The organism is Streptomyces sp. NPDC030183, from assembly GCF_055573455.1.
Genome location: NZ_JBVIBK010000021.1, coordinates 85112 through 107718 on the forward strand (window position 1 = coordinate 85112; position 22607 = coordinate 107718).

Sequence of the window (22607 nt, forward strand, 5' to 3'; positions counted from 1 at the left end):
ACACCGATCGCAGCGGCTGTCCCACAACAGGCGCGGTGGCTTGGTGTGAAGGAGCTCCTCTACATGAGATGACCCCGGCTTGGCCGGGGCTTGCACGAAACTGTGTACGGAACTCCTCGCGCTTCTTTGAGTGGCAGTGGTCGCCAGCCCCGCTTCATCCTGCGCACCGCATCCGCCCTGACCCACAGCAGCATGCCAGGCGTCGGTGTGGTGAGGGCGCGGACCGACCCCTGGGGGGGTGGGAGGCTCTTCGCCCCCATCCGTCCGCCCCACCCCTCAAGCCCCACGAACGCATGTGCCATACTCGGGCGCCGATTATGGCAAGAAACGACCTGGGGGCCGTGTGTACGCCGTTCCTCTGGACGCCCCCTATCTGGACACGGATGCGGATCAACTCTGCTTCTCGCTGGACCTGATGGAGCGTCCGGCGCTGGCAGAACGTCTGGTGTCGCTCGGCGGGCTGCACGTGCGGCTGCGGCTGCTCGGGGCCTCGCACCAGGTATTTGCCGGTCCGGTGCGGGAGACGGTGGCTTGTCTGCAGGGCGCAGTGAGGGGTCTGCCCGAGACCTGCACCCGTCATCTGCCGGGCTGGGTCTACGACTTCGGAGCAACCACCCGCCGACTGGCTCCCGAGGAGTTCAGTGCCGAGGTGGCGCAGGTCATCGGCCAGGCCACCGAGGCCGAGCACAGCTTGTGCGGAGTCTTCCCCGGTTCGCCGGAATCGGTCACCGCAGTGGTCGTGGAGACGGTCGAGGGACCATATGGCACCGGGCTCGTCTGGCGCACCTGGCACACGTATCCGCAGAACAGTCAGATCGTATCGACGCACAGCCGGCTGGAGGCCCGATGAACAGCGCCCGACTCGTCCGCGCAGCGGCGGCGGCCGTGCTGGCCGCGACCCTGCTCACCGCCTGCTCCAGCGACGGGGACGACGACGCGGTCCCGCGCGAGTGGATCAGGAAGACGTACAGCGCGACCGGGGCGGACTGGTTCGACTCGGACAGCACCCCGAGCGAGGTCGCCCAGGCGATCCACACCGAGCGGACGGCCCTGGACCGTGCCTCCGGTGACAGCATGGAGTTCCTGCGCTACGGCGACGACATGGTCACCGTCTCGCCGTACCGGAGCGGCAGCCTGATCGAGATCGAGGACTACCGCAACGGCTACCACCGCCACCAGCGGCACCTCACCTACTGGCCGGACCCGGACAGCGCGAGCTTCCGCGGCGGCGGCCCCGGCGAGGGCAAGTAACGCCCGGTGAGCGGCCGGATCGATCGCCGACGCATCCCACACTCCTCCCGCTCAGCACCTGATCACGCCACGTCCCCGCCCCCAAGAAAGGCAACGCAGTGACCGAGATCCTCGAGTCGACCGGCCAGGCCCTGCTCTACGGAGTCGTGGGCCTCGTCGTCATGGCCGTCGGCTTCATCGCGCTAGACCTCGTCACCCCGGGCAAGCTGTACCACGTGGTATGGACCGACCGGAACCGCGGCGCGGCCGTCCTGCTGGGCAGCCAGTCCGTCGCCGTGGGCCTGGTCATCATGAAGGCCATCGAGGCGAGCGAGTCCGAGCAGGGCCTCGGTTACGGCCTGATCAGCACGCTGCTGTACGGCCTGGCCGGAGTGCTGGTGATGACCGTCGTCGGCATCGTGATCGGCGTGTTCACGCCGGGCCAGATGGGCGCGGTCGTCCTCGATGACCAGGACAGCCGTCCACACCCCGCCGCCTGGGTCCAGGCCGGCATGTACCTGGGCACCGGGTTCATGGTCGGCGCGGCGATCTCGTAACGGCGCCCCTCGATGAGCTCCACCACCGTGCAAGGCCGCGACAGCACTGTGGCACCCTCCCGCCCCCCGGGTGCCAGGCACACCCGGGGGGCTCGTTTCCTGCTGCTGTTCGCCGTCTTCCTCTGCGCGGCCTGCGGCCTGGTGTACGAGTTGGCCCTGACCGCGCTGGGCAGCTACCTCATCGGCAACTCGGTGCTCCAGACCTCCGTGGTGATCTCCGTGATGGTGTGCGCCATGGGGCTCGGCTCGCTCGCCGCCAAGCCCCTGCGCCGCCGCGCGGTGGGCGCGTTCGCGCTCGTGGAGGGCGTGCTGGCGTTGGTCGGCGGCCTGTCGGTGCTGGTGCTGTACTCGGCGTTCGCCTGGCTCCAGCTGTACACCCCGGCGATGATCGTGGTCGCGGTGTCCGTCGGCATGCTGATCGGCGCCGAGATCCCGCTGCTCATGACCATGCTCCAGCGGATCCGGCGGCAAGAGGCGGGCAGCGCAGTCGCCGACATGTTCGCCGTCGACTACATCGGAGCACTCGTCGGCGGCCTGGGCTTCCCGCTGTGGCTCCTGCCCACGTTCGGCCAGCTGAAGGGCGCGCTCGTCGTCGGCGCGGTCAACGCGGTGGCCGGTGTCATCGTGGTGGTGTTCATCTTCCGCCGGCAGATCCGGCGCTGGGTGCGCAACGCCCTGCTGGCCGGGGTCACGGCGGTACTGGCCGTGCTCGGTACGGCGTACGCGCTCGCGGACAACCTGGAGGTGACCGCGCGCCAGCAGATGTACCGGGACCCGATCATCTACGCGGAGACGACGCCGTACCAGGAGATCGTCGTCACCCGCTCCACCGCCTTCACCGGCGAACCGGACATCCGGCTCTTCCTCAACGGGGACCTCCAGTTCAGCTCCGTCGACGAGTACCGCTACCACGAGTCCCTCGTCCACCCCACCCTCGCCGGCTCCCGCGCCAACGTGCTGATCATGGGCGGCGGCGACGGGCTCGCCCTGCGCGAGGTGCTGCGCTACGACGACGTACAGCACGTCACGCTCGTGGAACTGGACCCGGCGATGACGCGGCTCGCGCGCGACTTCCAGCCCCTGCGCGACCTCAACGACAAGGCGCTGGACGACCCCAGAGTCAAGGTGGTCAACGCCGACGCCTTCAACTGGCTGCGCGGCGCCCGGCAGCGGTATGACGCGGTCGTCATCGACTTCCCCGACCCGGACACGGCGGCGCTGGCCAAGCTGTACTCGGTGGAGTTCTACCACCTGCTCGGCCAGGTCCTGACGCCGCAGAGCAGGGTGATGGTGCAGAGCGGGTCGCCGTTCTTCGCGCCGAAGACGTACTGGTCGATCGCGAAGACGATCGAGACGGCGGGTTACTCGACCACCGAGTTCCAGGTCGATGTACCGAGCTTCGGCAACTGGGGCTTCGTCCTGGCCACCCCGGGCGGCGGTACATCCCCACCGCTGCGGCTGGCATCGGGTGCCCCGCAACTGCGTTACCTGGACGAGGCGGTCCTGCAGGCCGCCGCGGTGTTCCCTCTGGATCGCCGCCGCCAGGACGTACGGCCGAGCACGCTGATGGACCCGGCCGTGCTCGAGTACGTGCTGGACGAGTGGGAGAACTACTGACCGCTCGCGGTCGAGCTCATATGTGTTGTGTGCAGGGACGGGTTCGCGGCAGCGCCTTCTACGGTCCTCCAGTCGTCGGCGAGGAGCTCCGGGAGGGTCGACGCGGGCAGGGCGGCGTGGCGGGCGGCCGGGGGGCCAGGCAGGCCGACAGGGCCGAGGGCGTCGCGTTGCGGTGCCGGGCGTTGTCCCGCAGGGCCCTGCGCACGGGCGGTTGCTCAGTGCCAGGTCGGTCAGCAAGGCCGGCGCCGCACCCTCGTCGCCGTCAGTAATTTCCCGTCCGCAGGCCCTGCCGTCGAACCCTGGTGGGTTCGTCTCGCGCCGGGGGTTCGCATGCACGGCCAGCCGTTACGGAGGCACGAGCAGCGGCGCGGTCTGGGGCCCGCCCCCACCAGACCTCGTGGTTACCGAGATGCGGATGCGGCGTTTTGAGCGGCGCTATTGGCGCTGCCCTGATCTGCAGAAACAGCCTTACGCACAAGCCCCCCGGAGAACTCCCGATGAGTGAGCCTCACACCCCTGCCCAGGTTCTGCGGGAGGCCCGGCCGAAAGACTCACGCGACAAGCGCGCCCGCGTCCTGTCGGTCATCGATCAGCTGCTCGCTGACAACGAGCCGGTCGATTTCACCGGCGTAGCCGGCGCCGCGAACGTCTCGCACTGGCGCGTCTACGCCGACGGAGTGCGCGAACACATCAAGGCCGCCCGCCATCGCCAAAGCCGCGCGGCGGCCCGCGACGCCCGCTCCGGCGCCAGGGCGCCGGCCGGGTGGAGGGTCGAGAAGCAGCTGCTCCGCCTGGACACCCGCACGTTCGCGGTCGAAGAGGTTCCCGTGCCTACGCCGGGGCCGGGTGAAGTGCTGGTCGAGGTGCGGGCCGCCGGGGTGTGTCTGTCCGACGTGCATCTGATCGACGGCAGTATCAGCCCGGAGTTCCCCGTCGACTCCGTCGCCGCCGCCCGTGCCGTCACGCTCGGGCACGAGGTCGCCGGTGTCATCCACGCCGTGGGGTCGGGGGTGGCCGGTGAATGGGCGCCCGGCACCCGGGTCGTGCTGCAGGCCGGGCAGGCGTGCGGCGCGTGCGGTGGCTGTCTGCGCCGCACCTCGTGCCGGCAGCCCCTCACCCGTGGTGTGGACGGTAGTCGGGGTGGTCGTCTGCCTGCCTGTGCCGCTGCCGGCACCAGATGCCGCGGGAGTTCGGGATCGTGGGTGATGTGCGGCGGGCAGGGAACTCGAAATCGCGCACGCGGTCAGGAGCCCGTCGGCGTCAGGTCCTGCAAGCCCACCACCCGCAGCAACTGCAAGCGCTCGTACGACTCCGTGCCTGGGCGAGCCGTGTGGATGACGAGCTGCTGGTTGTGGTCAGAGTTCACGAGGACCTCGCAGTCGAGTTCGAGGACGCCGATCGCAGGGTGCCGGAAGCGTTTTGTGGCGGCGCGGCGTACGGCGACCTCGTGTTCGTCCCAGAGGTGGGCGAACTCCTCGCTCGCGGCGCGTAGTTCGGCGACGAGGGCGGCGGGTTCGGGGTCCGTCGGGCGGGCCGAGGCCACTGCTCGCAGGCCGGCGACCTGCTCGCGGGCGCGCTCCGGGCGGTCCTCGGGCGGGAACAGCTCCTGGGCCGCCGGGTCCAGGAAGAAGCGGCGGATCATGTTGCGTCCTCGGGGCGGGCGGGCGAGGACGTCTCCGCTCAGTGCCCGCGACAGTGCGTTCTGGGCCAGGATCTCGCCGCAGTCGGTCGCCACCATCGCGGGGCTGTCGTGCAGCCGGTCCAGCACCAGGAGCAGGCCCGGGCGCACGTGCGTGCTGGTCGCCTCCCGGCGCGGCGGCTGTTCACCGGTGAGGTGGAAGACGTGGTCGCGTTCGTCTTCCGTCAGGCGCAGGGCGCGGGCCAGCGCGGTGAGCATCTGGCGGGACGGGCGCGGGCCCCGGGACTGTTCCAGCCGCGTGTAGTAGTCCACGGACATGCCGGCCAGCTGGGCCACCTCCTCGCGGCGCAGCCCAGGCGTACGGCGCCGGGCTCCGGCTGTGAGACCCACGTCGGAGGGGTCCAGGCGGGCGCGAGCGCGGCGCAGGAAGTCGGCGAGTTCGGCTCGGTTCACCTCCCCAGGGTGCGGGACGCCAGCCGGCTTATCCAGGGACTCCCAATCCCCTGATGAGGAGGTCTCTCCCGGACATCGCCGCATCCGTCGAGGCTGGTCACCGACGACAGTGACTCAGTGCGTGAGGAGCAGATCATGCTGACTTTGGTGACTGGTACGACGGGACAGGTCGGACGCCGCTTTGTGCCGAGGCTGCTGGCCCAGCGGCAGCCGGGCGAGCAGGTGCGAGTCCTGGTACGGGACGCGGCCCGCGGCGAGCGCTTCGCGGAGCTGGGCGCCCAGGTCGCCGTAGGAGACATGCGCGAGGAGGAGACACTCGGCAAGGCGCTCGCCGGCGTGGACGCCGTCGTGAATGTCGCCGCCTCCTTCCGCGGGGTGCCGGACGAGGAGGCGTGGGCCGTCAACCGGGACGCCGCGGTGGCCCTGGGCCGCGCCGCGCAGGCCTTGAGCGTGGAGCGGTTCGTGCAGGTCAGCACGAACAATGTGTACGGTGTCGGACGGGGCCGCCCGCTGACCGAGGAGGACGAGAGCCGGCCGGGCGGTGAGATGTGGGGCGCCTACCCCGAGTCGAAGGCCGAGGCCGAGCGCGAACTTCTCGGGCTCAAGGGCCTGGACGTACGTATCGCTCGGCTGCCCTTCGTCTACGGCGAGGGCGACCCGCACCTCGCCAATTCCTTGCACTGGGCCGCCCGTTGGGCGCCGCACCAGCGCCTGCAGATGGCCCACCACGCGGACGTCGCCCAGGGCCTGATGCGTCTGCTGTACGCGCCGGGCATCGCCGGCCGGATCTACAACATCGCTGATGACGCCCCCGTCACGACGGTCGAGCTGTTCCAGCTCAACGGCGTCGAGGTGCCCGCCGGGCTCCACGAGCTCACGGACCCCGACCCGTGGTTCGGGATCATGTCCACCCAGCGGATCCGCCGGGAGCTCGGCTTCCGGCCGATCTACCCGAGCGTCTGGACTGCCCGGGACGCCGGAGCCCTGTGACGGTCAGTGGCCAGGTCAGTCCACCCCTGTGGTTCGCCCCACCAGTACCGCCCCGCCACCGCCTCCAGGCCCACCACCATGTACAGCACCCGGTAGCGCCAGGTACGTCACGACCGGCGCGGCAAGGGCGGGTGTCCGTGACCTGCGGCAGCGCGTTCGCCACGTTGATCACGCCACGGTCTGCTGGTGACAGGCAGCGCGCCCTATCGGTGACAACCACTGTGCTTCGCCCAACTGAGACGTCGGTCCGTCCCATCCGCTGGAGGGGAACCAGCTCAGCAACACCCCGCAGACGGTGGCGAGGAGTGAGGCGAGCGGGAACTTGGGCAGCGTGGCGAGAACGGCGACTGCGATGGTTGATGTCGCCTGGTGCAGTCGTCGCCGGGAGCCGAGGTACAGGGTGCGGGCGCTGGCCGGTGCGGCGACGGTGATGGTGACGACGAGCGCCCCGAGATCAGCGTGACGGAGACGGCGAAGGCGCTCGTCACCTGGGGCAGTACCGCCTCGCCCGACACCCAGGAGGTGCCCGCGTCGCCTTGAGCCAGCCCGCCGAGCCAGTGCGCGAGATGCGTGAGCGGCCCCTCGTCCAGGCCCAGTTGCCCCCGAACAGCGGCTAGCTTGCTCGGGAGTCGGGTCCTGGTCGGCGGAGCGGGCCCGCAGGACGGTCAGCGCGGGGTCGTTGCCGGACAGCCAGGGCAGCAGCGCGACGGCCGTCAGCAGCGCGGTCCCGGCTGCGAGGCGGCCGAGGCCCGCGCGCCACCTGGGCGGGCGGGCCTCGGTACCGGCCGATGTGACGCCCACCGGCTACTTCAGGTGGGTGTCGACGTCGATCAGGGAGCGCTCGCGCGGGTCGAGGAGCACGCCCTCGACGTTCGCGGCGATGCCCTGGATGACCTTCTCGTGGACGAGCGGGACCACGGCGTCGGTGCGCAGGATCTGCGCCTCGGCGTCCATGATCTTCTGCTGCCGCTTCGTCACGTCGCCCTCTGCGGCGGCGGACTTGATGGCCTGGTCCACCTTGGGGTTCTTCAGACGGGCGATGTTGTACACGCCGCCGCTCTTGAAGTCACTCGCCAGATAGGCGACCGGATCGCCGGTGTCGAGGAGCACCACCCGGGACATGACGAGGGCGTCGTACTTGCCGGCAAGGAGGCCGGCTTCCATCTGCGTGTACTCGCGGACGTCCTGCTTCACGGTGAACCCGGCCTTCTCCAACTGCTGCTGCAGCACGGTGGCGACCTCGGGCAGCTCCGCGCGGTTGGTGAAGGCGGCCAGACGCAGGACCTTGCCCTTCGTCCTGGACCTGACCTGTGCGGGTGTCGCGGCCTTGGCACGGCCGGTGACGTCGACGCGCTTGTCGGCGGCCCAGGACACGGCGGGGCCGAACAGGCCCTGCGCGGGGTCGGCGTAGCCGCCGAAGATCGAGTCGACGAGCGCGGAGCCGTCCACGGCCTCGCGTGCCGCCGCGCGCAGCGCGGGGTCGGTGAACATGCCGTTGCCGGTGTTCAGGATGAGGCTGTCGGTCCGCACCGAGGGCACTTCGTGGCGGGTTTTCGGGTCCAGGAGCTTGGCCTGGGATGTGGGGATCCACTCGGCGATGTCGACATCGCCGCCACGCAGGGCGTTGGCGCGGGCGGTGCCGTCGGCTATCCAGGTGACGTCGATGCCGGGCGCCTTGGCCTTGCCGCCCCAGTAGCCGTCGTAACGCTCCAGCGTAGCCTTGGACTTGCCGGTGAGCTTGGTGACCTTGAAGGGGCCGGTCCCGGTGCCGATCGGACTGACGGTGCCGTCCTTGGCGTACGCCTTGGCGGAGAGGATGGCCAGCACGGGGCTGGCCAGGCGTAGCGGGAGCACCGGGTCAGCCGTCTTGGTGCTGATGGTGACCGTGTCGGCGCCGTCGGCCTTCGCGGTGAGGGTGATGTCGCTCAGGACGCGGGGCTTGGGCGTTGCGGCGTCCGCGTGGCCGAGGGCGTTGACGACGGACTCGGCGGTGACCTTGGTGCCGTCCTGGAAGGTGGCCTTGCGCAGTTCGAAGGTCCAGCTGGTGGGGCTGTTCTGCTTCCAGGACTTCGCCAGAGCGGGGGCTGCGGCGCCGTTCTTGTCCAGTGCGGTCAGTCCTTCGACCACGGAGAGCTTGCCCAGCAAGGTGGCGTCGTCGCTGTACGGGGACAGCGCCTGCACCGGCGGACGGGCGAGAGCGACCCTGAGCCGGCCTCCCGATCCTCCTTCAGCGCCCGTGCCGGTGCCTTGCCCGCCGGACACGAAACAGCCTGCGAGTAGCGGAGTGAGAGCGAGCGCCACGAAGACACCACGGAGGGTCGTACGCACGGGAGGTCCTGTCATCCGAGAGAAGGTGGTTCAAGCCCCTGCGCGCCATAAGTGGGCATTGGGACTCGGTCACTATACTTAGGGCACCCTAACTTGATCTACCTCGGTAGGGTGAATTCTTAGAGCTCGCGCAGATAGGCGGCGTGGGGAGCCCCTGGCGACAAGGCGGGTACAGGTCTCGGTGATCATGGAGTTGCAAGGGCTCTGTGATCGTTGGGGGACCTGTGCCCGTGCTTCCAACATGGCTGACTGGCCCGCTCTGGGACCAATTCGCGGCGCTGCTGCCCGAGCGCCCGACGGTCGATCCGTCCCACCCATCAGGTTGCCACCGGCCCCGCATCGGCGACCGGCTCGTCTTCGACAAGCTGCTGCAGCTCCCGCGGTTCGGCTGCTCTATCAGGCGATCGCCGACACGACTTGCTCGGCGACCACCATCCGCAACCGCCGCGACGAGTGGATCCGGCTCGGGCTCTTCGCCCGGCTCAAGCAGATCGCGCTGGAGTCCTACGACCGGATCGTGGGGCTCGTGCTCGACCAGATAGCCGTCGACGGCTCCATCACCAAGGCCCCCGGCGGTGGCGAGGTCGCCGGGCGCTCACCGGTCGACCGCGGTAAACAGGGGCTGAAACGCTCGGGCGTGACGGATGGTTACGGAATCCCGCTCGGCAGGGTCCTGGCTGGAGCGAACCGCCACGACTCGCCGCTGCTCGCACCGACGTTGGACCTGCTGTACGACCTTGGGCCGCCGCCCGACGGCATCACGGTGCACCTGGACGCCGACTACGACTCGGACAAGACCCGCACCGAACTCACCGCCCGCAACCTGCACGGTCGCATGGCGCACAAGGGCGAGAAGGCACCGATCCAGGCCAGCCAGCGGTGGCACATCGAGCGGACCCACGCCTGGCAGAACGCCTTCCACTGTCTTGCCCGCTGCTACGAGCGCCGCGCGACCGTCGTCAACGCCTTCTTCGACCTCGCGGACACGATCATCACCGTCCGCAGCCTGATCCGCCGAGCCTGGACCAACCACCGCTGGGACAACCGCCCCAGGCGATGCCCATGAGCAAGGGTCCATGCGGCCGCGGCCCTGGAGTATGCCTCCCGGGGCTCCGCTCGACGCCGTCGCCCCCGGCTTCGTTGACACGCCGCCGCTGAGCGGCCGTGGTGAACCGCTGTCCGACGCGCGGCGTCCACAGCAGCCACCGTCGGGCGCTTCCGGATGCCGGGCGGGCCTGCGTCCGCATGAGGTCGGCCCAACGGCGAGGGGCGCCGCTTGCCGCAGGCGTGCCGCGGTGGCGTCGTGGGTCCGCTCCATGCGGGACTTCGCCGCGACCTGCTGGTGCCGCGGGCCCTCCCGTGCCATCTGACCGGCATGAAATCAGTGTCTCCTGGGCCTACTTGGTCTCGATCCGTCCGTGCGGGTGGGCGCCAGCGGTCAGGACGTCATGCGCGGCCTGCCAGGCGGAGTCCTCGGGGTAGAGCTCGCTGCGCAGGTAGGCCCAGGTGAGCCGCGCCACCGCGGCGACCCGCTCGGGGTTCTCGTCCGTGGTCTCGGCGACGTCGTATCCGGAGACCCCGCCGAGCCCGTGTTCCGCATCGAACAGGGTCAGTAGCGACTTGGGGCCCGGGGAGAGCGTGTACGGATCGACGTGCCAGGCCGGTCCAGCGACCGTCAGGAAGGCGGAGTCGTCCTTGTCGCCGGCGACCACGAGCGCGGGCGTCGTCATCGTGGAGAAGTCAGTGGTCAGAAAGAAGGGGTAGTTCTCGGCCGTGGACTCGGTGAGGGCGTCACCACCGCGGCCGGGCGCGGCGAGCAGCACACCTGCTTTGATCCGGGGGTCGGCCAGGTCCACCGCGGATCCGTCGTGGGGATCGGTGAGGCGGGCGCCGAGCAGCAGGCTCGCGGTGTGTCCGCCCATCGAGTGCCCGGCCACGGCGATCCGGCTCCGGTCGAGGCGCCCGAGTAGCTGCGGGACGGCGGCCTCGATTGCGTCGAGCTGGTCAAGGATGCGCTTGATGTCCTCGGCCCGGGTGCGCCAGTGCGGAGCAGCTCCGGGCTTGTCGGGATTCAGGGTCAACGTCCTGGAGTCCAGGTGGGTCGGCTGGATCACGACGAAGCCGTGTGCCGCCCAGAAGTTCGCCAGAGGGGCGTAGCCGTTCAAAGAGGAGAGGTTGTTGGAGAAGCCCAGGCCGTGCGAGAGGAGGATGATCGGCAGGTCGCTCCCGGTCACTGGGGCGGAGACGCGCATCTCCAGGTCCAGGGTGCGGCCGGGGGACGGCAGCACCACGGGGCTGACCGAGAGGACGGGTGTAGGCGAGCTGGGAGGGTCGGCGTAAGCAGGATTGCTCATGATGAGGATGCCCTTCGACGGCCCCTGCCGCCGGTTGCACGTGGCCGACGGCGGGTGAGGCGGAGCGTCCGGCTTCAGCTACCCTGAAGGCGGATCGTTGTTCCATTTAAGATACGGAACAGTGATCCGTTTCGTCAACGGTCGTCAGAAGGAGGCTTGATGCCCACGGCAGGTCAGGCCAAAGGGACGTCCGCGCGCAGCAAGCGCGCGGACGCGGTGCGCAACCAGCGGACGCTGCTCGATGCGGCTGCGGAGGTGTTCGTGACCTCGGGGGTCGATGCGCCGATCCGGGAGATCGCGGCGCGGGCCGGCGTCGGACTGGGGACGATCTACCGCCACTTCCCGACCCGCGCGGACCTCGTCACCGCCGTCTACCGCCACCAGATCGAGGCATGCGGCGAGGCCGGCCCGAACCTCCTGGCCAGCACTGCTACCCCGTTTGACGCGCTGCGTCAGTGGATCGACCTCTTCGTCGACTTCCTGGTCACCAAACACGGCCTGGCAGACGCCCTGCAGTCCGACAGCGACCGCTTCGCCGCACTGCACACCCACTTCCTCGACCGATTGATGCCCGTATGCGCCCAACTGCTCGACGCCGCGACCGACGCTGGTGACATCAGGCCCGGCATCCAGCCCTACGAACTCATGCGCGGCGTCGGCAACCTCTGCATCGGACGGGACAGTGACCCCCGCTATGACCCCCGCAGGATGGTCGAACTGCTCCTCCAGGGGCTGCGGCGACCGCACCGGCTTGACGACGGCGACATGCGATAACCCCCTTCGATTGCTCCGAGATCACCGTGGGCACCTCATCGCGCGGCGTGCTGTCCCGTCTGCTCGTCGGCACAACCTCGAAGCTGGTCGCTGACAGGCGATCAAGACAGCAGGCTCCCGCCCTCGACCAGCAAGGCACCCCCGGAGAGCCGTCATGGCAGCTCCCCGACTGGCGTGTTCGAGGATGGCGGGGCCCCCAGTAAACCGGCAGAGCTCTCCCAGCGGTCACAGACCGTCGCAGCTACATGATCACTGAGACCTGCCCCACCCCCGTTGCCGAGGCTGTCCACGCCGCCTATCTGCGCGGGCTCTTAACCAATGAGATCGCTGCGCAGCTCCGGGTCTCCCGAAGCTGCCGCGAAGTGGACCGGAAGTCCGATCTGGCAGGGTACACAGTTTACTGAATTCAGGGATCTGTGTACTGTCGTGGGTGTGCTGACCGTTGCCTCCGACATCGACGTGCTGGTCCGCTTCGGCCGCGCGCTCGCCGACCCGATCCGCTGCCGGATCCTGCTCGCCCTGCGCCAGGCCCCCGCCTATCCGGCAGACCTCGCCGACGCCCTCGACGTCTCCCGCACCCGCCTGTCGAACCACCTGGCATGCCTGCGGGACTGCGGACTGGTCGTCACCGTGCCCGACGGCCGCCGCACCCGCTACGAACTCGCCGACGAACGCCTCGGCCACGCTCTGGATGACCTGCGCACCGCCGTGGTGGCCGTGGCGAGCGACCGCACCTGCGCCGACGCCGACGACAAGGGCTGCTGCTGATGGCCGCGATATCCCTTGGGCCCCCACCGTCCCGCCGCGACGTCCTCGCCAAGCGCATACGGCTGCTGGCGGCCGCCACCATCGCCTACAACGTCATCGAAGCCGTCGCCGCCATCACCGCCGGCACCCTCGCCTCCTCCACCGCCCTGATCGGCTTCGGCCTGGACTCCGTCATCGAGGTCTCCTCCGCCACCGCCGTCACCTGGCAGTTCTCCGCAACCGACCACGCCGTACGCGAAGCGCGCGAGCATCGCACCCTGCGGATCATCGCAGTCTCGTTCTTCGCCCTCGCCGCCTACGTCACCCTCGACGCCGTCCGCGCCCTGACCGGCACCACCGAAGCCGAACAATCCATCCCCGGCATCGTGCTCGCCGCCCTGTCGCTGGCGATCATGCCCTTCCTGTCCGCAGCCCAGCGCAAGGCCGGCCGCGAACTCGGCTCCGCATCCGCAGTCGCCGACTCCAAGCAGACCCTGCTGTGCACGTACCTGTCCGCCGTACTCCTGGCCGGCCTCATCCTCAACGCCACCCTCGGCTGGACCTGGGCCGACCCGATCGCCGCCCTCGTCATCGCCGCCATCGCCGTCAAGGAAGGCCGCGACGCCTGGCAGGGCAAGGGCTGCTGCGCACCGTCCACCGCCGCGGTGGCACCGAAGCCCAGTGCCGAGGCGGATGGGTGCGGCTGCCGATCGGGCTGCGACTGCTGCTGAGTCAGTCGGGATGCGCAGAGACGAGATACGGCCATCTGCGGAACCACAACCCGGCAGCCGTCCGCAGCAGGTCGATCCGGGGACGTTCCGTGCATCAGCGTATGGGCTCACACGCCACAGGACCGACGCGCAGGCATGACGCAGCGTCACGCCACGTCGGCGTCACCGTCCGCGGCGGCGTCGCCGTCTACTCCACGGCTTCCCGCGAGCGGCGGACATGACGTATGTCAGGACGTGGTCAGGCTGGCTGTCCGAAAAGATCCGCACCTGGGACTACCGCTGGTAGACGCGGGCCAGGGGGGCCCCCGGTTGCCAGACGTGAGCCCCCCTCCAGGGCGCCACAAGCACCACCTCGGTGAGACCGCAGGCACCGGCGCGGCGGCGACAAACCGCTTACCGATGTCGGACAGCCTCACCGAGGCCGGGGGATCAGTGGCCCGCGACGACGCCGGAGAGTTCGTTGGTGCTCTTCGGCAGCGTCACAGAGGTGACCTTCTTGCCCGATGCGATGTCGATGGCGTGCAGTTGGCGCTTGCCCGGTTCCGAGACGTACGCGGTGTTGTCGCGGACGAAGAGGGTGGGCCGGGGCTGCTGCCAGTCCAGCGGCTCCTGCCACTTGCCGACGACGGGGATCTTCTTGTCCACCTTGCCCGTCTCCGGGTCGATGACGTGGAGGGCACCGTCGGTGCCGAGGACGAGAGCCTCGCCGTGGGGTCCGCGGCCGAGTGAGCGGAAGGAGTAGCTGGCGCCCAGATCGACCAGGCGCAGTTTCGCGGTCTCGGTGTCGATGAGGGAGATGCGGGTGGGCCGTTCCAGTTCGGCCTCCGGGTCGGTCTTGTAGTCGCCCAGGAGGATGGGCGAGGTGTCGCTGCCGCGCTGGTTGCCGATGCGGGCGTACTTGTCGGGGGCGTCGACCTTGGTGAACTTGCCGTCCTTGTAGATCAGGATGCCGTCCTCGCAGCCGATGCCGATGGCCTCGCCCTTGGCGGCGGCCTCGCCGTGGACGCCGGGGCAGTTCTCGCTGCGCTTGATCTCCTTGTTGTTCTTGTCGAGGACGAGGGCGCCGGTGCGCTTCTCCTCGGTGCCGAGGGTGGTGAGGAGTTCGCCGTTGGTCAGTTCGATGGCGACGCCGTGGTGCGGTTCGGCGGAGGTGTAGCTGCGGCCTTCCGGCTTCTTGCCGTCCTTGAGGTCGGCGGGGTCGAAGACGTTGACCTCGCCGGTGCCGTCGGTGAACAGCACCGTCTTGCCGGCGTGCAGGACGACGTGACCGGGCTTGGCGCCCTTGTACTCGATACCGGGGAAGGTCTGCTCGGCGACGTTCAGGACGCGGAAGCCGGCGTCGGTGGAGACGACGACATGGGAGTCGTCGCCGGCGGGGTTGAGACGGTTGAAGCCGGGCAGTTCGATCGTGCTGGCCAGCTTCAGGGTCTCGCCGTCCAGGACGTACAGTCCGCCGTCGAAGGTGGCGACCAGCGGGTCCTTGACCGCAACGGCCTTCTTGTTCGACGCCGCCTTGGCCTTCGCGTCCGAGGAGGGGGCGTCCGCTCCTCCGCAGGCGGTCAGGACCGCGGAAGCCGCCAGGGCGAGGGCCGTGCCCGTGAGCGCTCGATTGCGTATCGGCTTGTTCACCGGTGTGTTCCTTTCAGTGCCGCGCGAGCACGGCGGGATGTGGGGTGGGGAGTGCGTGAGGGCCGTGGTCGGCCGGTGTCCAGCTCAGGGGCGCGGGTTCAGGCGCCGGTCAGGCCCTTGGTCATAGCGGCGGTGTTGGCGCGCATCATCTGCAGGTAGGTGCCGGCGCCCTTGCCCTTCTCCGTCAGGGACTCGGAGTAGAGCTCGACGACGCGCACCTGGCCGCCCATCTCCGTACGCAGGACCTCGGCGAGGCGCGTGGGCTGGGAGGAGTCCGCGAACACGGTCTGCACGCCTGCTTTACGCATCGCCTCGGTGAGCGAGCGCAGGTCGGAGGAGCTGGGCGAGGCCAGCGTCGTGCCGCTCGGGATCACCGCGCCGATCACCCGGAAACCGAAGCGTTCGGCGAGGTATCCGAAGACGTGGTGGTTGGTCACCAACGCGCGCCGTTTCTCGGGTATGCGGTCGAAGGACTTCTCCATCGAGGTGGTCAGGTCGGCGAGTTGTGCGTCGTAGCGGTCGGCGTTGGCGTGGATCGTCTTCTCGTCGACGCCGTCCACGTGCTCGACGACCTGGTCGGCGATCAGGCCGGCGGCCTTGCGGACGCGGTCGGGGTCGGTCCAGAAGTGCGGGTCGGGCTGCCCGGCTTCCTCCTCGGGGCCGCCGTCGTCCTGCGCCTGGAAGGTGAGCGGGTCGACCGCCTTGCCGGCCTCGAAGGTGGGCACCCCCGCCTCACGGGCGGCGTCCACGTGCCGCAGCACGTTCTCCTCCAGACCCAGCCCGTTGAAGACCACCAGGTCCGCGCGCTCCAACTCGGCGGCCTGTACGGCCGACAGGCCGAAGGAGTGCGGGTCGGCGTTCGGCTTCATCAGCACGGTGACGTCGGCCTCGTCGCCGACGATCTCCTGCGTGATGTCGCCCAGGATGTTGGTCGTCACGACCACCCGGGGCCGGTCGTCGCTGCTCGTACATCCGGTGCCCGCACCGGCAAGGGCGAGGGTCAGCAGGACCAGCGGGAGGGTACCCAGTCGCCGCGACCCTCGCGTCCGTGTGGTCATCGCCCGGTCTCCACCATCAGGGCCGGCTCGAGGTCCAGGTCGAAGGTGCGCGCGATGCGCAGGTTGTCGTTGTAGTCGATCTCGTACACGCGTTTGCCTTTGGGGTCGTTGAGGTAGGCACGGCTGCGGTCCACTTCGAGGACCGGCCCCGCATCGCTGCCTTCGCGGCCGGCGTCGGGGGCGCCCGTCACAAGCCGCTTCGTTCTGGAGACCTGCTTGCGGGTGGCGATGTCGTAGCCGTGGAGTGCTCCGTCGGTTTCGAGGACGATCAGGGCGGAGCCTTCGCCGGCGGTGTTGGCGGCGACGACCGACCCGGTTTTCACCCGTGTCCACGTGCGCTCGCTGACGTCCAGGACCCACACGGCCCGCTTCCCGGCCGGTGCCGTGAGCGTGTCGCTGCCGGGCCGGTGCCGGAAGGCCGTGGCCCGTTCCGCTTCGGATACGTCGCTGCCGTAGGGGATCTTCTCGGCGGTGAAAGTGCCGTCGTCCTCACGGACGAGCAGGGCGCCGTCGGCACAGCCGAGGACGACGCCGCGCCGGGTGACGGCGTCACCCCGTACCTCCTCGCAGCGGGCGTCCGGCGACGGGACCCGCTCGCCCCGGCGGTCGTACACCGCGACCTTCCCGTTGTCCGTGACGCCGAGCAGGTGCTCCGCGTACGGCACGACGGCTCCCGCGTGCGTCCCGGGAAGCGTGCGGGCGGAGCCGACCTTGCCCTTCTCCAAGCCGGTCCGGCGGTAGATCCGGGTGCGGCCGTCCTCGTCGGTCACCGCTGTGACGGCGGCATCGCTGCGGACGCGGGCCCCCGGTCCTGCGGGCAGCCGGCCGACATCACGTATCGCCGCGCTGTAGTAGTGGACGTGGTCGCCGTGGTCCACCATCCAGGCGCCGCCGTCCAGGACGCGCGTACCGTCCGCGGTGTGGAAGTAGCCGAAGCGGCCGTCGGTGGTGAGTTCGGTGGTGCCCGTCGTCCGGGACACCTCGTGCGTCTTGCCGGTGATCAGATCGAGGACCCGGGTGTCGCCGGTGGCCGGGTCGTTGAGCAGCAGCCGCGACTGCTGCTCGGCCTTCTCCTGGGCCCCCTCGACGTAACCGTGCGGAGCGGAGGCCGAGGCGGTGGCCTGCGGGGCGGACGCGGCGTCGTCGTGGCCCGCGCAACCCGTGGTGAGCAGGGAGAGCGCCACGAGCGCCGCGGGCGCCCAGGGCATGACGTTGCTTCGGACGAACAAAGGGATCGCCTCAGGTTCTTTCAGTCGGTCGCTGCGGCGTGAGCGCCGAGGAGGCGCGCACTACGGCGGTGGCGGAGGCCGGATGCCAGGTGGGAGAGGAAGAACAGGCTCACCGCGAGGGCCGAGATGGTCGCGCCGGCCGCGGTGCTCAGGTGCCAGGACAGCAGCAGGCCACCGAAGACGGCGGTGATGCCGAGGAGCGCCGCGAGGGCCATGACGCCCCGCACACTGCGCGCCCAGGGCAGTGCTGCGGCCGGCGGGGCGATGAGCAGGCCCAGCACCAGCAGCGTGCCCACGATGTGGAAGGAGGCGACGATGGCCAGCGCCAGCAAGCCGAGCAGCACGGCGTGGGCCAGACGGGGCCGCAAGCCGAGCGTCTGCGCCTTGCGGGAGTCGAAGGCCAGGGCGAGGAAGGCCCGGTGGCCGAGGACCGAGACGGCCAGTGCCAGCAGCAGCGCCCCACCCAGCAGCAGCAGATCCTGCTCGCGGACGGCGAGGACGTCACCGAAGAGGAACCCGGTCAGGTCGACCGCGAAGGACTGCGACCGCGACACGATGATGACACCGAGCGACAGCATCCCCACGAACAGCAGCCCGATACCCGTGTCCTGGGACAACCGCGGGGTGCGGCTGAGAGCCGTGACGCCGGCTGTCATGACGGCCGCGCTCAGCAGCGCCCCCACCAGCAGATTGCCGCCGAACAGCGCGGCGAGCGCGATTCCCGGCAGCAGCCCGTGCGACATGGCGTCACCGAGGAAGGCCATCCCCCTGAGCACCACCCAGGTGCCGGCCAGGGCACAGATCGCCGCCACCAGCATCCCGCCCCACAGGGCGCGCTGCACGAAGGTCACCTCGAAGGGACCCGTCAACCACTCCATGTAAACGAACTATAATGAAAACCATGTTCGAAACACAGGGGCGCTCTGCCGCCGTCGCCGAGACCCGGACGCCACGGGTCCGCGTCATGGACCTCTCCGCCGGGTATCCCGGCCGCCCCGTTCTGCGTGAAATCAACGTGGAAATACCGGCGTTGGCGGTCACCGCACTCGTCGGCCCCAACGGAAGCGGGAAGTCCACCCTGCTCGGAGTCGTGGCCGGAGTGATCAAACCCACATCAGGCCGGCTCCACCACACCGGCGACCGGCCGCCGGCGTTCGTCCCGCAGCGCAGCTCCGTCCCTGACGCACTGCCGCTCACGGTCAGGCAGACGGTGGAGATGGGACGCTGGGGCGACCGCGGGCCGTGGCGCCGCCTGACCCGGCAGGACCAGGCCACCGTGGGCCAGGCCATGGAGAGGCTCGGCATCACCGAGCTCGCCACCCGCCAACTGGGAGAACTCTCCGGCGGACAACGGCAACGAGCCCTGATCGCCCAAGGCCTCGCCCAGGAATCGGACCTGCTCCTCCTGGACGAACCGACCACGGGCCTGGACCCCGAAGCAAGGGACCGGATCGCCGCGCTGCTGACAGAGCTGGTCGCCGACGGCACGACCGTCGTCCAAGCCACCCACGACCTGGAAGCCGCCCGCTCGGCCGAGGTCTGCCTCCTGCTCCGCGACGGTCAACTGGCGGGCCAGGGACACCCCGAGCACGTTCTCACCGCCGCAACGCTCGCTCAGATCTGGCAACCGGTGTGAGACGAAGGCGCCGCACCCTTCGAGTGCTCTCGCGCAGGCACGAACCGAGTCGCAGGAAGACTGCTGAATGAGCGCCTGTGACAAGTCGGACGCCTCGTGCGTGACAACCAGGCTGCCTCGGTCGTCCCCATTCACCAGCTCAGCCGGTCCCGCTGGTGACAACTCCTGAGCTTCGGCTCATCTTCCTTGCGCCGTTTTCGGAGAACCTAGTTGTTGCTCTCCAGTGTGTCGGGGTCAGTCCAGACTGTTCCGTCCACCATGACGCGACTTGCTTGGTACTTATCGGACGGGAACACCTTCGTCACCTTGGCGTAGACGATTCGTCGCTCACTCGTGTCGAAGCAGACACGGTCGCCTGGCTTGACGGGGATGTCGTCGTCTCCCAACGGTTCCACCATGGCGGCCCGACAGTTTTTCAGGGTTGCATAGTATTCGTCGGGCAGACGGACAACTTTGTGTTCGGTCAGGGTTCTGTTGATATTGACTGCACCTTGTTCAGAGGAGCGAGTCTCCAGGTCTTCGTAGTCACCTTCCGGGCCTGGAGGATCACTATCAAAGTTGATTCCTTCGGCATCCACCATGGCCGATTTGAAATTGAAGGATGTGATGGTCTGCTTGATGGCAGGGCCAGACTCTGATTCTGTCGGAGTGGGCGTTGGCGGCGAGGTGATTGGAGTGGGAGAAGCGGACGGGGATTTCGAAGGTTCACTGTCCCCCTTCTCCTCGCCTTTGTCTTCAGGGCCCGCATCTTTCTGAGGTGCTTGCTCCCCGCTTTCCGAAGCTTCCTTGGCCGGGTTGTCCGAGCCCCCGCCGTACCGCACTGCGCCCAACCCGATGATGATCACCGCGAGGGTCGCGCACACCGTGATCAACAGGAACCTAGGGGTGAGCTTGCCCGGCGCCGGCGCCGGAACAGGGCCCTGAGCGAGTGGCGGCGGCGCATAAATATCACCGAGTTGCTGCAGGCCGGGCTGCGCAGCCGTGCGGTTCGTATGGGAACCGGCTGGGTTTCTCATACGAACCGGGGGAGCGGTTGGCTCAAGGAGGGCGAGTTCACGCTGCACCTCGTCCCGGCGAGCAACCGCGGCAGCCTTGTTGGAGGTTGCGGTGTCCATACGGGCCTGCTCGGCTGCCAACTCGGCAGCCAGCCTGCTGGCCCGCTCTGCGTTCATCGCCTTCCTCGCGGCCTCCAGGTCGTTCTTGAGGTGTTGTACCTGTCGAGCCAGATCGCTCAGCTCTTCACCTAACTTGCCGATGAGGATTGTGGACTCGTACTCAGCGAGTTTCAGGCGATAAAGCTGATGGTTGCCCTCTGCGACAAGCGCACGCAAGACGCTCTCGTACTGGTCCAGGATGGCCTCAGGGGCACCCTCTTGGAGATGCGCTCTCTCGTGCACAGCACTGATCAGGTCACGCAGGAAACGCAACGGTGGGATGTTCTTGTCGTTCCTGTGCGTCTGCCACTTAGTGACCTGTCCATCTGCATACCCGTACGTGGCCTCGAACTGCGACGTCGACATGCCCGTCTTCTTGAAGAGGTCACTTACAAGCCCTTTGAAGGCAGAAACTTTGTCCTCCGGCGACGATGAGTCCTCACCGTCGCCGGGATCATTCAACCGCAGGTCAGTCACCGGTTCTCACAATCACTTGATCCAGCGCGATCCTCAATCTTTTGGGTGCTAATGCGCACCGGCTTTCCACTCCTGTTGATTTGAGGTCGCGGCACGGGGCCGCACTCCGAATGGAGAACGGACAGACATATGCCTGCGGTGCTTCGGCCGACACCGTGGACATGGGAAGGTGCTGTATGTACGGCCAGGACCCCTCGCTCATTCTGCTGATCTCAACGCGGCTTCGCACGGGAATCCCAGCACTCGACCCAACGCCGACCGATGCCCGTGAGGCAGTGGAGCGGGATCTCACCAAGCACACGGATCTCGCTGACGTCACCATGAGCGTCCTTCGCGAGGCACTGCCGGAGTTCCTCGGCGGCCTCGCCGCCATGATGTTGTTCACCCTGGTAGGGGCGTACCTGAAGCGCCGCCGCAACAGGCTGCGCACCTACACCCTCCTCAACAGCGTGCACGCGGACGGAAGCCCTGTCCGGCTGACGACCACCCGCGGCCCGGGCACAATCGTCAGCCGCGACGTCGGCCGCGGACTGGAGCGCTTCGAGCTCACCGCTGTGGAGATACATGACGGCACGTACGCTGCGGAGCCCATGGACCGTTAGCCAGCGCACATTCCATTCGGGTCGGCGGTCAGGTCGGCGCAGAGCGAGGTGGCGGGGACGCCCAGCAGATGGACCAGCCTGGCCGCGAGTTCCTCGATCGGATGGCGGCCCGGGGTCAGCAGGATCGTCGTCCAACTCTCGCCGCCCGGTACGGCCCCGGTCCGTACCCTGGGCAACAGCCCGGCGCGCAGAAGTGACGACTTCCCGCTTCCCGAAGCCCCGAACACGGCCAGGAAGGGTTCCCGATCGACGCGTGAGCACAGCTCGGTCACCAGTTCCTGGCGGCCGAAGAACCATTCGGAATGGTGGGGCTCGAACGAGGACAGCCCCCGATAGGGGGAGGTCTCCGACTCGCCGACGCTCGGCTCGTCGGGCACCGCCACCTCGTCGACGACCGCGCGCCACCGTGCTTCCCATGCCTCCTGTTCGCCCCCGCACGCGGCCACATAGGCCAGCGTGACCGCCAGGGACGGCAGCGTCACACCGCCTGCCCGCCTCGGACAGCGCGGTCACCGAGTAGTGCGCGCGCTTGGACAGGTCCCGGTAACTCGGCCCGCCGGCCTTTTCCCGCAACAGCCGCAGCTCCTGCGCGAAGCGCTGTAACGGCCCCTGCCTCCGGATCCACGTTCCGCTCGCGTCGCCCCCTAGCGTCCCCCAATCCCCTTGGATGGTGCGTGCATGTCACCCCCTGGGTCGCGTGACCTGCCGCGTCAGGGCTCGGAACATACTGGGCCGGAGTTTCCGCCTTGAGAAGGGCGTGGCGGGTACGCGCGAGGGACCCGTCGTGAATCGGCGATCGCCAGGATTTCGCCCCGGGAAAACGACCGGCCCGGAACGCTCGTATGTGGCGTAGCTGACGCGTTTGCTTATTGATCTTGGTTGTGGCGTGCTATTGCTCAGTTGTGTTGAGCGGTGTGTTCGTTTCGTGGGTGAGGTCTACGCGGAGTCGAGTGTCCGGCGCCGGTGGTTGGTGGGCTGAGCTGGGTGTTTGGGTTGCGCAGTGTGCTGGGGGTCGGCCGCGCCCGGTTCGCCTGCGCCACAGCACCAGCCACAGTGCACACCCCGCCACGAACACGACCGTCACACCACTCAGCTCGCCCTCCCGCCACGCCACTGCCCGTCGTCAGGGTCCGCACCCCATACAAGGAACGCAATGAGGACGCCCACGGTCAGCGCACGCAGCGCTTCCAGCAGCCTGCTCATACGCTGCCCTTCTTCTCCTGCGTCTCCGTCAGGCTAGTGCGCGGGCGGAACGGACGGCTCGACCTCGACAGTCTCCGTCTCGCGGCCTTGTGCCTCCGTGCTGGCGGACCGCTTCTCTCCGGCCGGGGACCGACCACGGGTGCCTGGAGCCCGGACTGGCCGATCTTGACACGCGTCTTGACCATGCAGGGCTTGCCGT

At 68.8% G+C, this 22607-nt stretch carries 19 protein-coding genes and 2 pseudogenes; 12 read left to right on the plus strand and 9 right to left on the minus strand.

Annotated elements, in window-relative coordinates; genetic code table 11:
• The first annotated feature begins 343 nt into the window (after positions 1 to 343).
• From ACZ4Z2_RS25020 to ACZ4Z2_RS25040, 5 genes and pseudogenes are all read left to right on the plus strand, one after another.
• On the plus strand, positions 344 to 850 hold the full coding sequence (locus ACZ4Z2_RS25020) for a DUF2617 family protein (protein ID WP_468078882.1): 507 nt from the start codon (positions 344 to 346) through the stop codon (positions 848 to 850).
• Positions 847 to 1251, plus strand: a complete 405-nt coding sequence (locus tag ACZ4Z2_RS25025) for a DUF4247 domain-containing protein (RefSeq protein WP_468078883.1) — start codon at positions 847 to 849, stop codon at positions 1249 to 1251. The genes ACZ4Z2_RS25020 and ACZ4Z2_RS25025 overlap by 4 nt, the downstream gene beginning before the upstream one ends.
• A 98-nt stretch (positions 1252 to 1349) precedes the next feature.
• The gene (locus ACZ4Z2_RS25030; protein WP_468078884.1) at positions 1350 to 1787 is read left to right on the plus strand and encodes a DUF350 domain-containing protein; all 438 of its coding nucleotides are present in this window, start codon (positions 1350 to 1352) and stop codon (positions 1785 to 1787) included.
• A gap of 12 nt (positions 1788 to 1799) precedes the next feature.
• Complete coding sequence (locus tag ACZ4Z2_RS25035; protein WP_468078885.1) at positions 1800 to 3404, plus strand: polyamine aminopropyltransferase; 1605 nt, start codon at positions 1800 to 1802, stop codon at positions 3402 to 3404.
• A gap of 497 nt (positions 3405 to 3901) precedes the next feature.
• Positions 3902 to 4471, plus strand: a pseudogene (locus ACZ4Z2_RS25040) (alcohol dehydrogenase catalytic domain-containing protein); the annotation flags it as partial.
• A 176-nt stretch (positions 4472 to 4647) separates the two neighbouring features.
• Here the strand turns inward: ACZ4Z2_RS25040 and ACZ4Z2_RS25045 are convergent.
• On the minus strand, positions 4648 to 5496 hold the full coding sequence (locus ACZ4Z2_RS25045) for a helix-turn-helix transcriptional regulator (protein ID WP_468078886.1): 849 nt from the start codon (positions 5494 to 5496) through the stop codon (positions 4648 to 4650).
• 135 nt (positions 5497 to 5631) lie between these two features.
• On the opposite strand from ACZ4Z2_RS25045, the gene ACZ4Z2_RS25050 reads away from it, so the two are divergent.
• Entirely contained in the window at positions 5632 to 6486 is an 855-nt protein-coding gene (locus ACZ4Z2_RS25050; protein WP_468078887.1) for an NAD-dependent epimerase/dehydratase family protein, read from the plus strand.
• A gap of 804 nt (positions 6487 to 7290) precedes the next feature.
• On the opposite strand, the gene ACZ4Z2_RS25055 is transcribed toward ACZ4Z2_RS25050, so the two are convergent.
• Positions 7291 to 8829 (minus strand): ABC transporter substrate-binding protein, encoded by a 1539-nt coding sequence (locus tag ACZ4Z2_RS25055; RefSeq protein WP_468078888.1) that lies wholly within the window; start codon positions 8827 to 8829, stop codon positions 7291 to 7293.
• Between the two features lie 209 nt (positions 8830 to 9038).
• Between ACZ4Z2_RS25055 and ACZ4Z2_RS25060 the strand changes: the two are divergent.
• A pseudogene (locus tag ACZ4Z2_RS25060) lies at positions 9039 to 9880 on the plus strand (IS5 family transposase).
• A 331-nt stretch (positions 9881 to 10211) separates the two neighbouring features.
• Here ACZ4Z2_RS25060 and ACZ4Z2_RS25065 read toward each other — a convergent pair.
• The gene (locus tag ACZ4Z2_RS25065) at positions 10212 to 11168 is read right to left on the minus strand and encodes an alpha/beta hydrolase family protein (RefSeq protein WP_468078889.1); all 957 of its coding nucleotides are present in this window, start codon (positions 11166 to 11168) and stop codon (positions 10212 to 10214) included.
• A gap of 159 nt (positions 11169 to 11327) precedes the next feature.
• Here ACZ4Z2_RS25065 and ACZ4Z2_RS25070 point away from each other — a divergent pair, with 159 nt between their 5' ends.
• From ACZ4Z2_RS25070 to ACZ4Z2_RS25080, 3 genes are all read left to right on the plus strand, one after another.
• The gene (locus ACZ4Z2_RS25070) at positions 11328 to 11942 is read left to right on the plus strand and encodes a TetR/AcrR family transcriptional regulator (protein ID WP_468078890.1); all 615 of its coding nucleotides are present in this window, start codon (positions 11328 to 11330) and stop codon (positions 11940 to 11942) included.
• A gap of 432 nt (positions 11943 to 12374) precedes the next feature.
• Entirely contained in the window at positions 12375 to 12710 is a 336-nt protein-coding gene (locus ACZ4Z2_RS25075; RefSeq protein WP_468078891.1) for an ArsR/SmtB family transcription factor, read from the plus strand.
• Positions 12710 to 13420 carry a cation efflux transmembrane domain-containing protein gene (locus tag ACZ4Z2_RS25080; RefSeq protein WP_468078892.1) on the plus strand — a complete coding sequence of 237 codons (711 nt, stop codon included), beginning with the start codon at positions 12710 to 12712 and terminating at the stop codon, positions 13418 to 13420. The genes ACZ4Z2_RS25075 and ACZ4Z2_RS25080 overlap by 1 nt, the downstream gene beginning before the upstream one ends.
• A 429-nt stretch (positions 13421 to 13849) precedes the next feature.
• On the opposite strand, the gene aztD is transcribed toward ACZ4Z2_RS25080, so the two are convergent.
• The 4 genes from aztD to aztB form a co-directional block, all read right to left on the minus strand.
• Positions 13850 to 15049, minus strand: coding sequence for a zinc metallochaperone AztD (gene aztD / locus ACZ4Z2_RS25085; RefSeq protein ID WP_468078893.1), 1200 nt, complete (start codon positions 15047 to 15049; stop codon positions 13850 to 13852).
• Between the two features lie 98 nt (positions 15050 to 15147).
• Positions 15148 to 16107: a zinc ABC transporter substrate-binding protein AztC gene (gene aztC / locus ACZ4Z2_RS25090; protein ID WP_468078894.1), complete on the minus strand. Its 960-nt coding sequence runs from the start codon at positions 16105 to 16107 to the stop codon at positions 15148 to 15150.
• Positions 16104 to 17315: a hypothetical protein gene (locus ACZ4Z2_RS25095; protein WP_468078895.1), complete on the minus strand. Its 1212-nt coding sequence runs from the start codon at positions 17313 to 17315 to the stop codon at positions 16104 to 16106. The genes aztC and ACZ4Z2_RS25095 overlap by 4 nt, the downstream gene beginning before the upstream one ends.
• A 41-nt stretch (positions 17316 to 17356) precedes the next feature.
• On the minus strand, positions 17357 to 18214 hold the full coding sequence (gene aztB, locus ACZ4Z2_RS25100) for a zinc ABC transporter permease AztB (protein WP_468078896.1): 858 nt from the start codon (positions 18212 to 18214) through the stop codon (positions 17357 to 17359).
• Positions 18215 to 18228: 14 nt separating this feature from the next.
• On the opposite strand from aztB, the gene aztA reads away from it, so the two are divergent.
• A complete protein-coding gene (gene aztA / locus ACZ4Z2_RS25105; RefSeq protein WP_468078897.1) occupies positions 18229 to 18972 on the plus strand; it encodes a zinc ABC transporter ATP-binding protein AztA in 744 nt (247 codons plus the stop codon).
• Positions 18973 to 19178: 206 nt separating this feature from the next.
• Here the strand turns inward: aztA and ACZ4Z2_RS25110 are convergent, their stop codons facing one another.
• Complete coding sequence (locus ACZ4Z2_RS25110; protein ID WP_468078898.1) at positions 19179 to 20603, minus strand: hypothetical protein; 1425 nt, start codon at positions 20601 to 20603, stop codon at positions 19179 to 19181.
• A 176-nt stretch (positions 20604 to 20779) separates the two neighbouring features.
• Between ACZ4Z2_RS25110 and ACZ4Z2_RS25115 the strand changes: the two genes are divergently transcribed.
• The gene (locus ACZ4Z2_RS25115) at positions 20780 to 21205 is read left to right on the plus strand and encodes a hypothetical protein (RefSeq protein ID WP_468078899.1); all 426 of its coding nucleotides are present in this window, start codon (positions 20780 to 20782) and stop codon (positions 21203 to 21205) included.
• On the opposite strand, the gene ACZ4Z2_RS25120 is transcribed toward ACZ4Z2_RS25115, so the two are convergent.
• Entirely contained in the window at positions 21202 to 21687 is a 486-nt protein-coding gene (locus tag ACZ4Z2_RS25120; protein ID WP_468078900.1) for an nSTAND1 domain-containing NTPase, read from the minus strand. The two genes, ACZ4Z2_RS25115 and ACZ4Z2_RS25120, sit on opposite strands and share 4 nt — an antisense overlap.
• Positions 21688 to 22607 lie beyond the last annotated feature (920 nt).

What these genes read in the sequence shown, in the direction of transcription:
- ACZ4Z2_RS25025 (WP_468078883.1), top strand. Translation starts at nt 847, where the DNA reads ATGAACAGCGCCCGACTCGTCCGCGCAGCGGCGGCGGCCGTGCTGGCC.
- ACZ4Z2_RS25035 (WP_468078885.1), top strand. Translation starts at nt 1,800, where the DNA reads ATGAGCTCCACCACCGTGCAAGGCCGCGACAGCACTGTGGCACCCTCC.
- ACZ4Z2_RS25050 (WP_468078887.1), top strand. Translation starts at nt 5,632, where the DNA reads ATGCTGACTTTGGTGACTGGTACGACGGGACAGGTCGGACGCCGCTTT.
- ACZ4Z2_RS25055 (WP_468078888.1), bottom strand. Translation starts at nt 8,829, where the DNA reads ATGACAGGACCTCCCGTGCGTACGACCCTCCGTGGTGTCTTCGTGGCG.
- ACZ4Z2_RS25065 (WP_468078889.1), bottom strand. Translation starts at nt 11,168, where the DNA reads ATGAGCAATCCTGCTTACGCCGACCCTCCCAGCTCGCCTACACCCGTC.
- ACZ4Z2_RS25070 (WP_468078890.1), top strand. Translation starts at nt 11,328, where the DNA reads ATGCCCACGGCAGGTCAGGCCAAAGGGACGTCCGCGCGCAGCAAGCGC.
- ACZ4Z2_RS25080 (WP_468078892.1), top strand. Translation starts at nt 12,710, where the DNA reads ATGGCCGCGATATCCCTTGGGCCCCCACCGTCCCGCCGCGACGTCCTC.
- aztC (WP_468078894.1), bottom strand. Translation starts at nt 16,107, where the DNA reads ATGACCACACGGACGCGAGGGTCGCGGCGACTGGGTACCCTCCCGCTG.
- ACZ4Z2_RS25095 (WP_468078895.1), bottom strand. Translation starts at nt 17,315, where the DNA reads ATGCCCTGGGCGCCCGCGGCGCTCGTGGCGCTCTCCCTGCTCACCACG.
- aztB (WP_468078896.1), bottom strand. Translation starts at nt 18,214, where the DNA reads ATGGAGTGGTTGACGGGTCCCTTCGAGGTGACCTTCGTGCAGCGCGCC.
- aztA (WP_468078897.1), top strand. Translation starts at nt 18,229, where the DNA reads ATGAAAACCATGTTCGAAACACAGGGGCGCTCTGCCGCCGTCGCCGAG.
- ACZ4Z2_RS25115 (WP_468078899.1), top strand. Translation starts at nt 20,780, where the DNA reads ATGTACGGCCAGGACCCCTCGCTCATTCTGCTGATCTCAACGCGGCTT.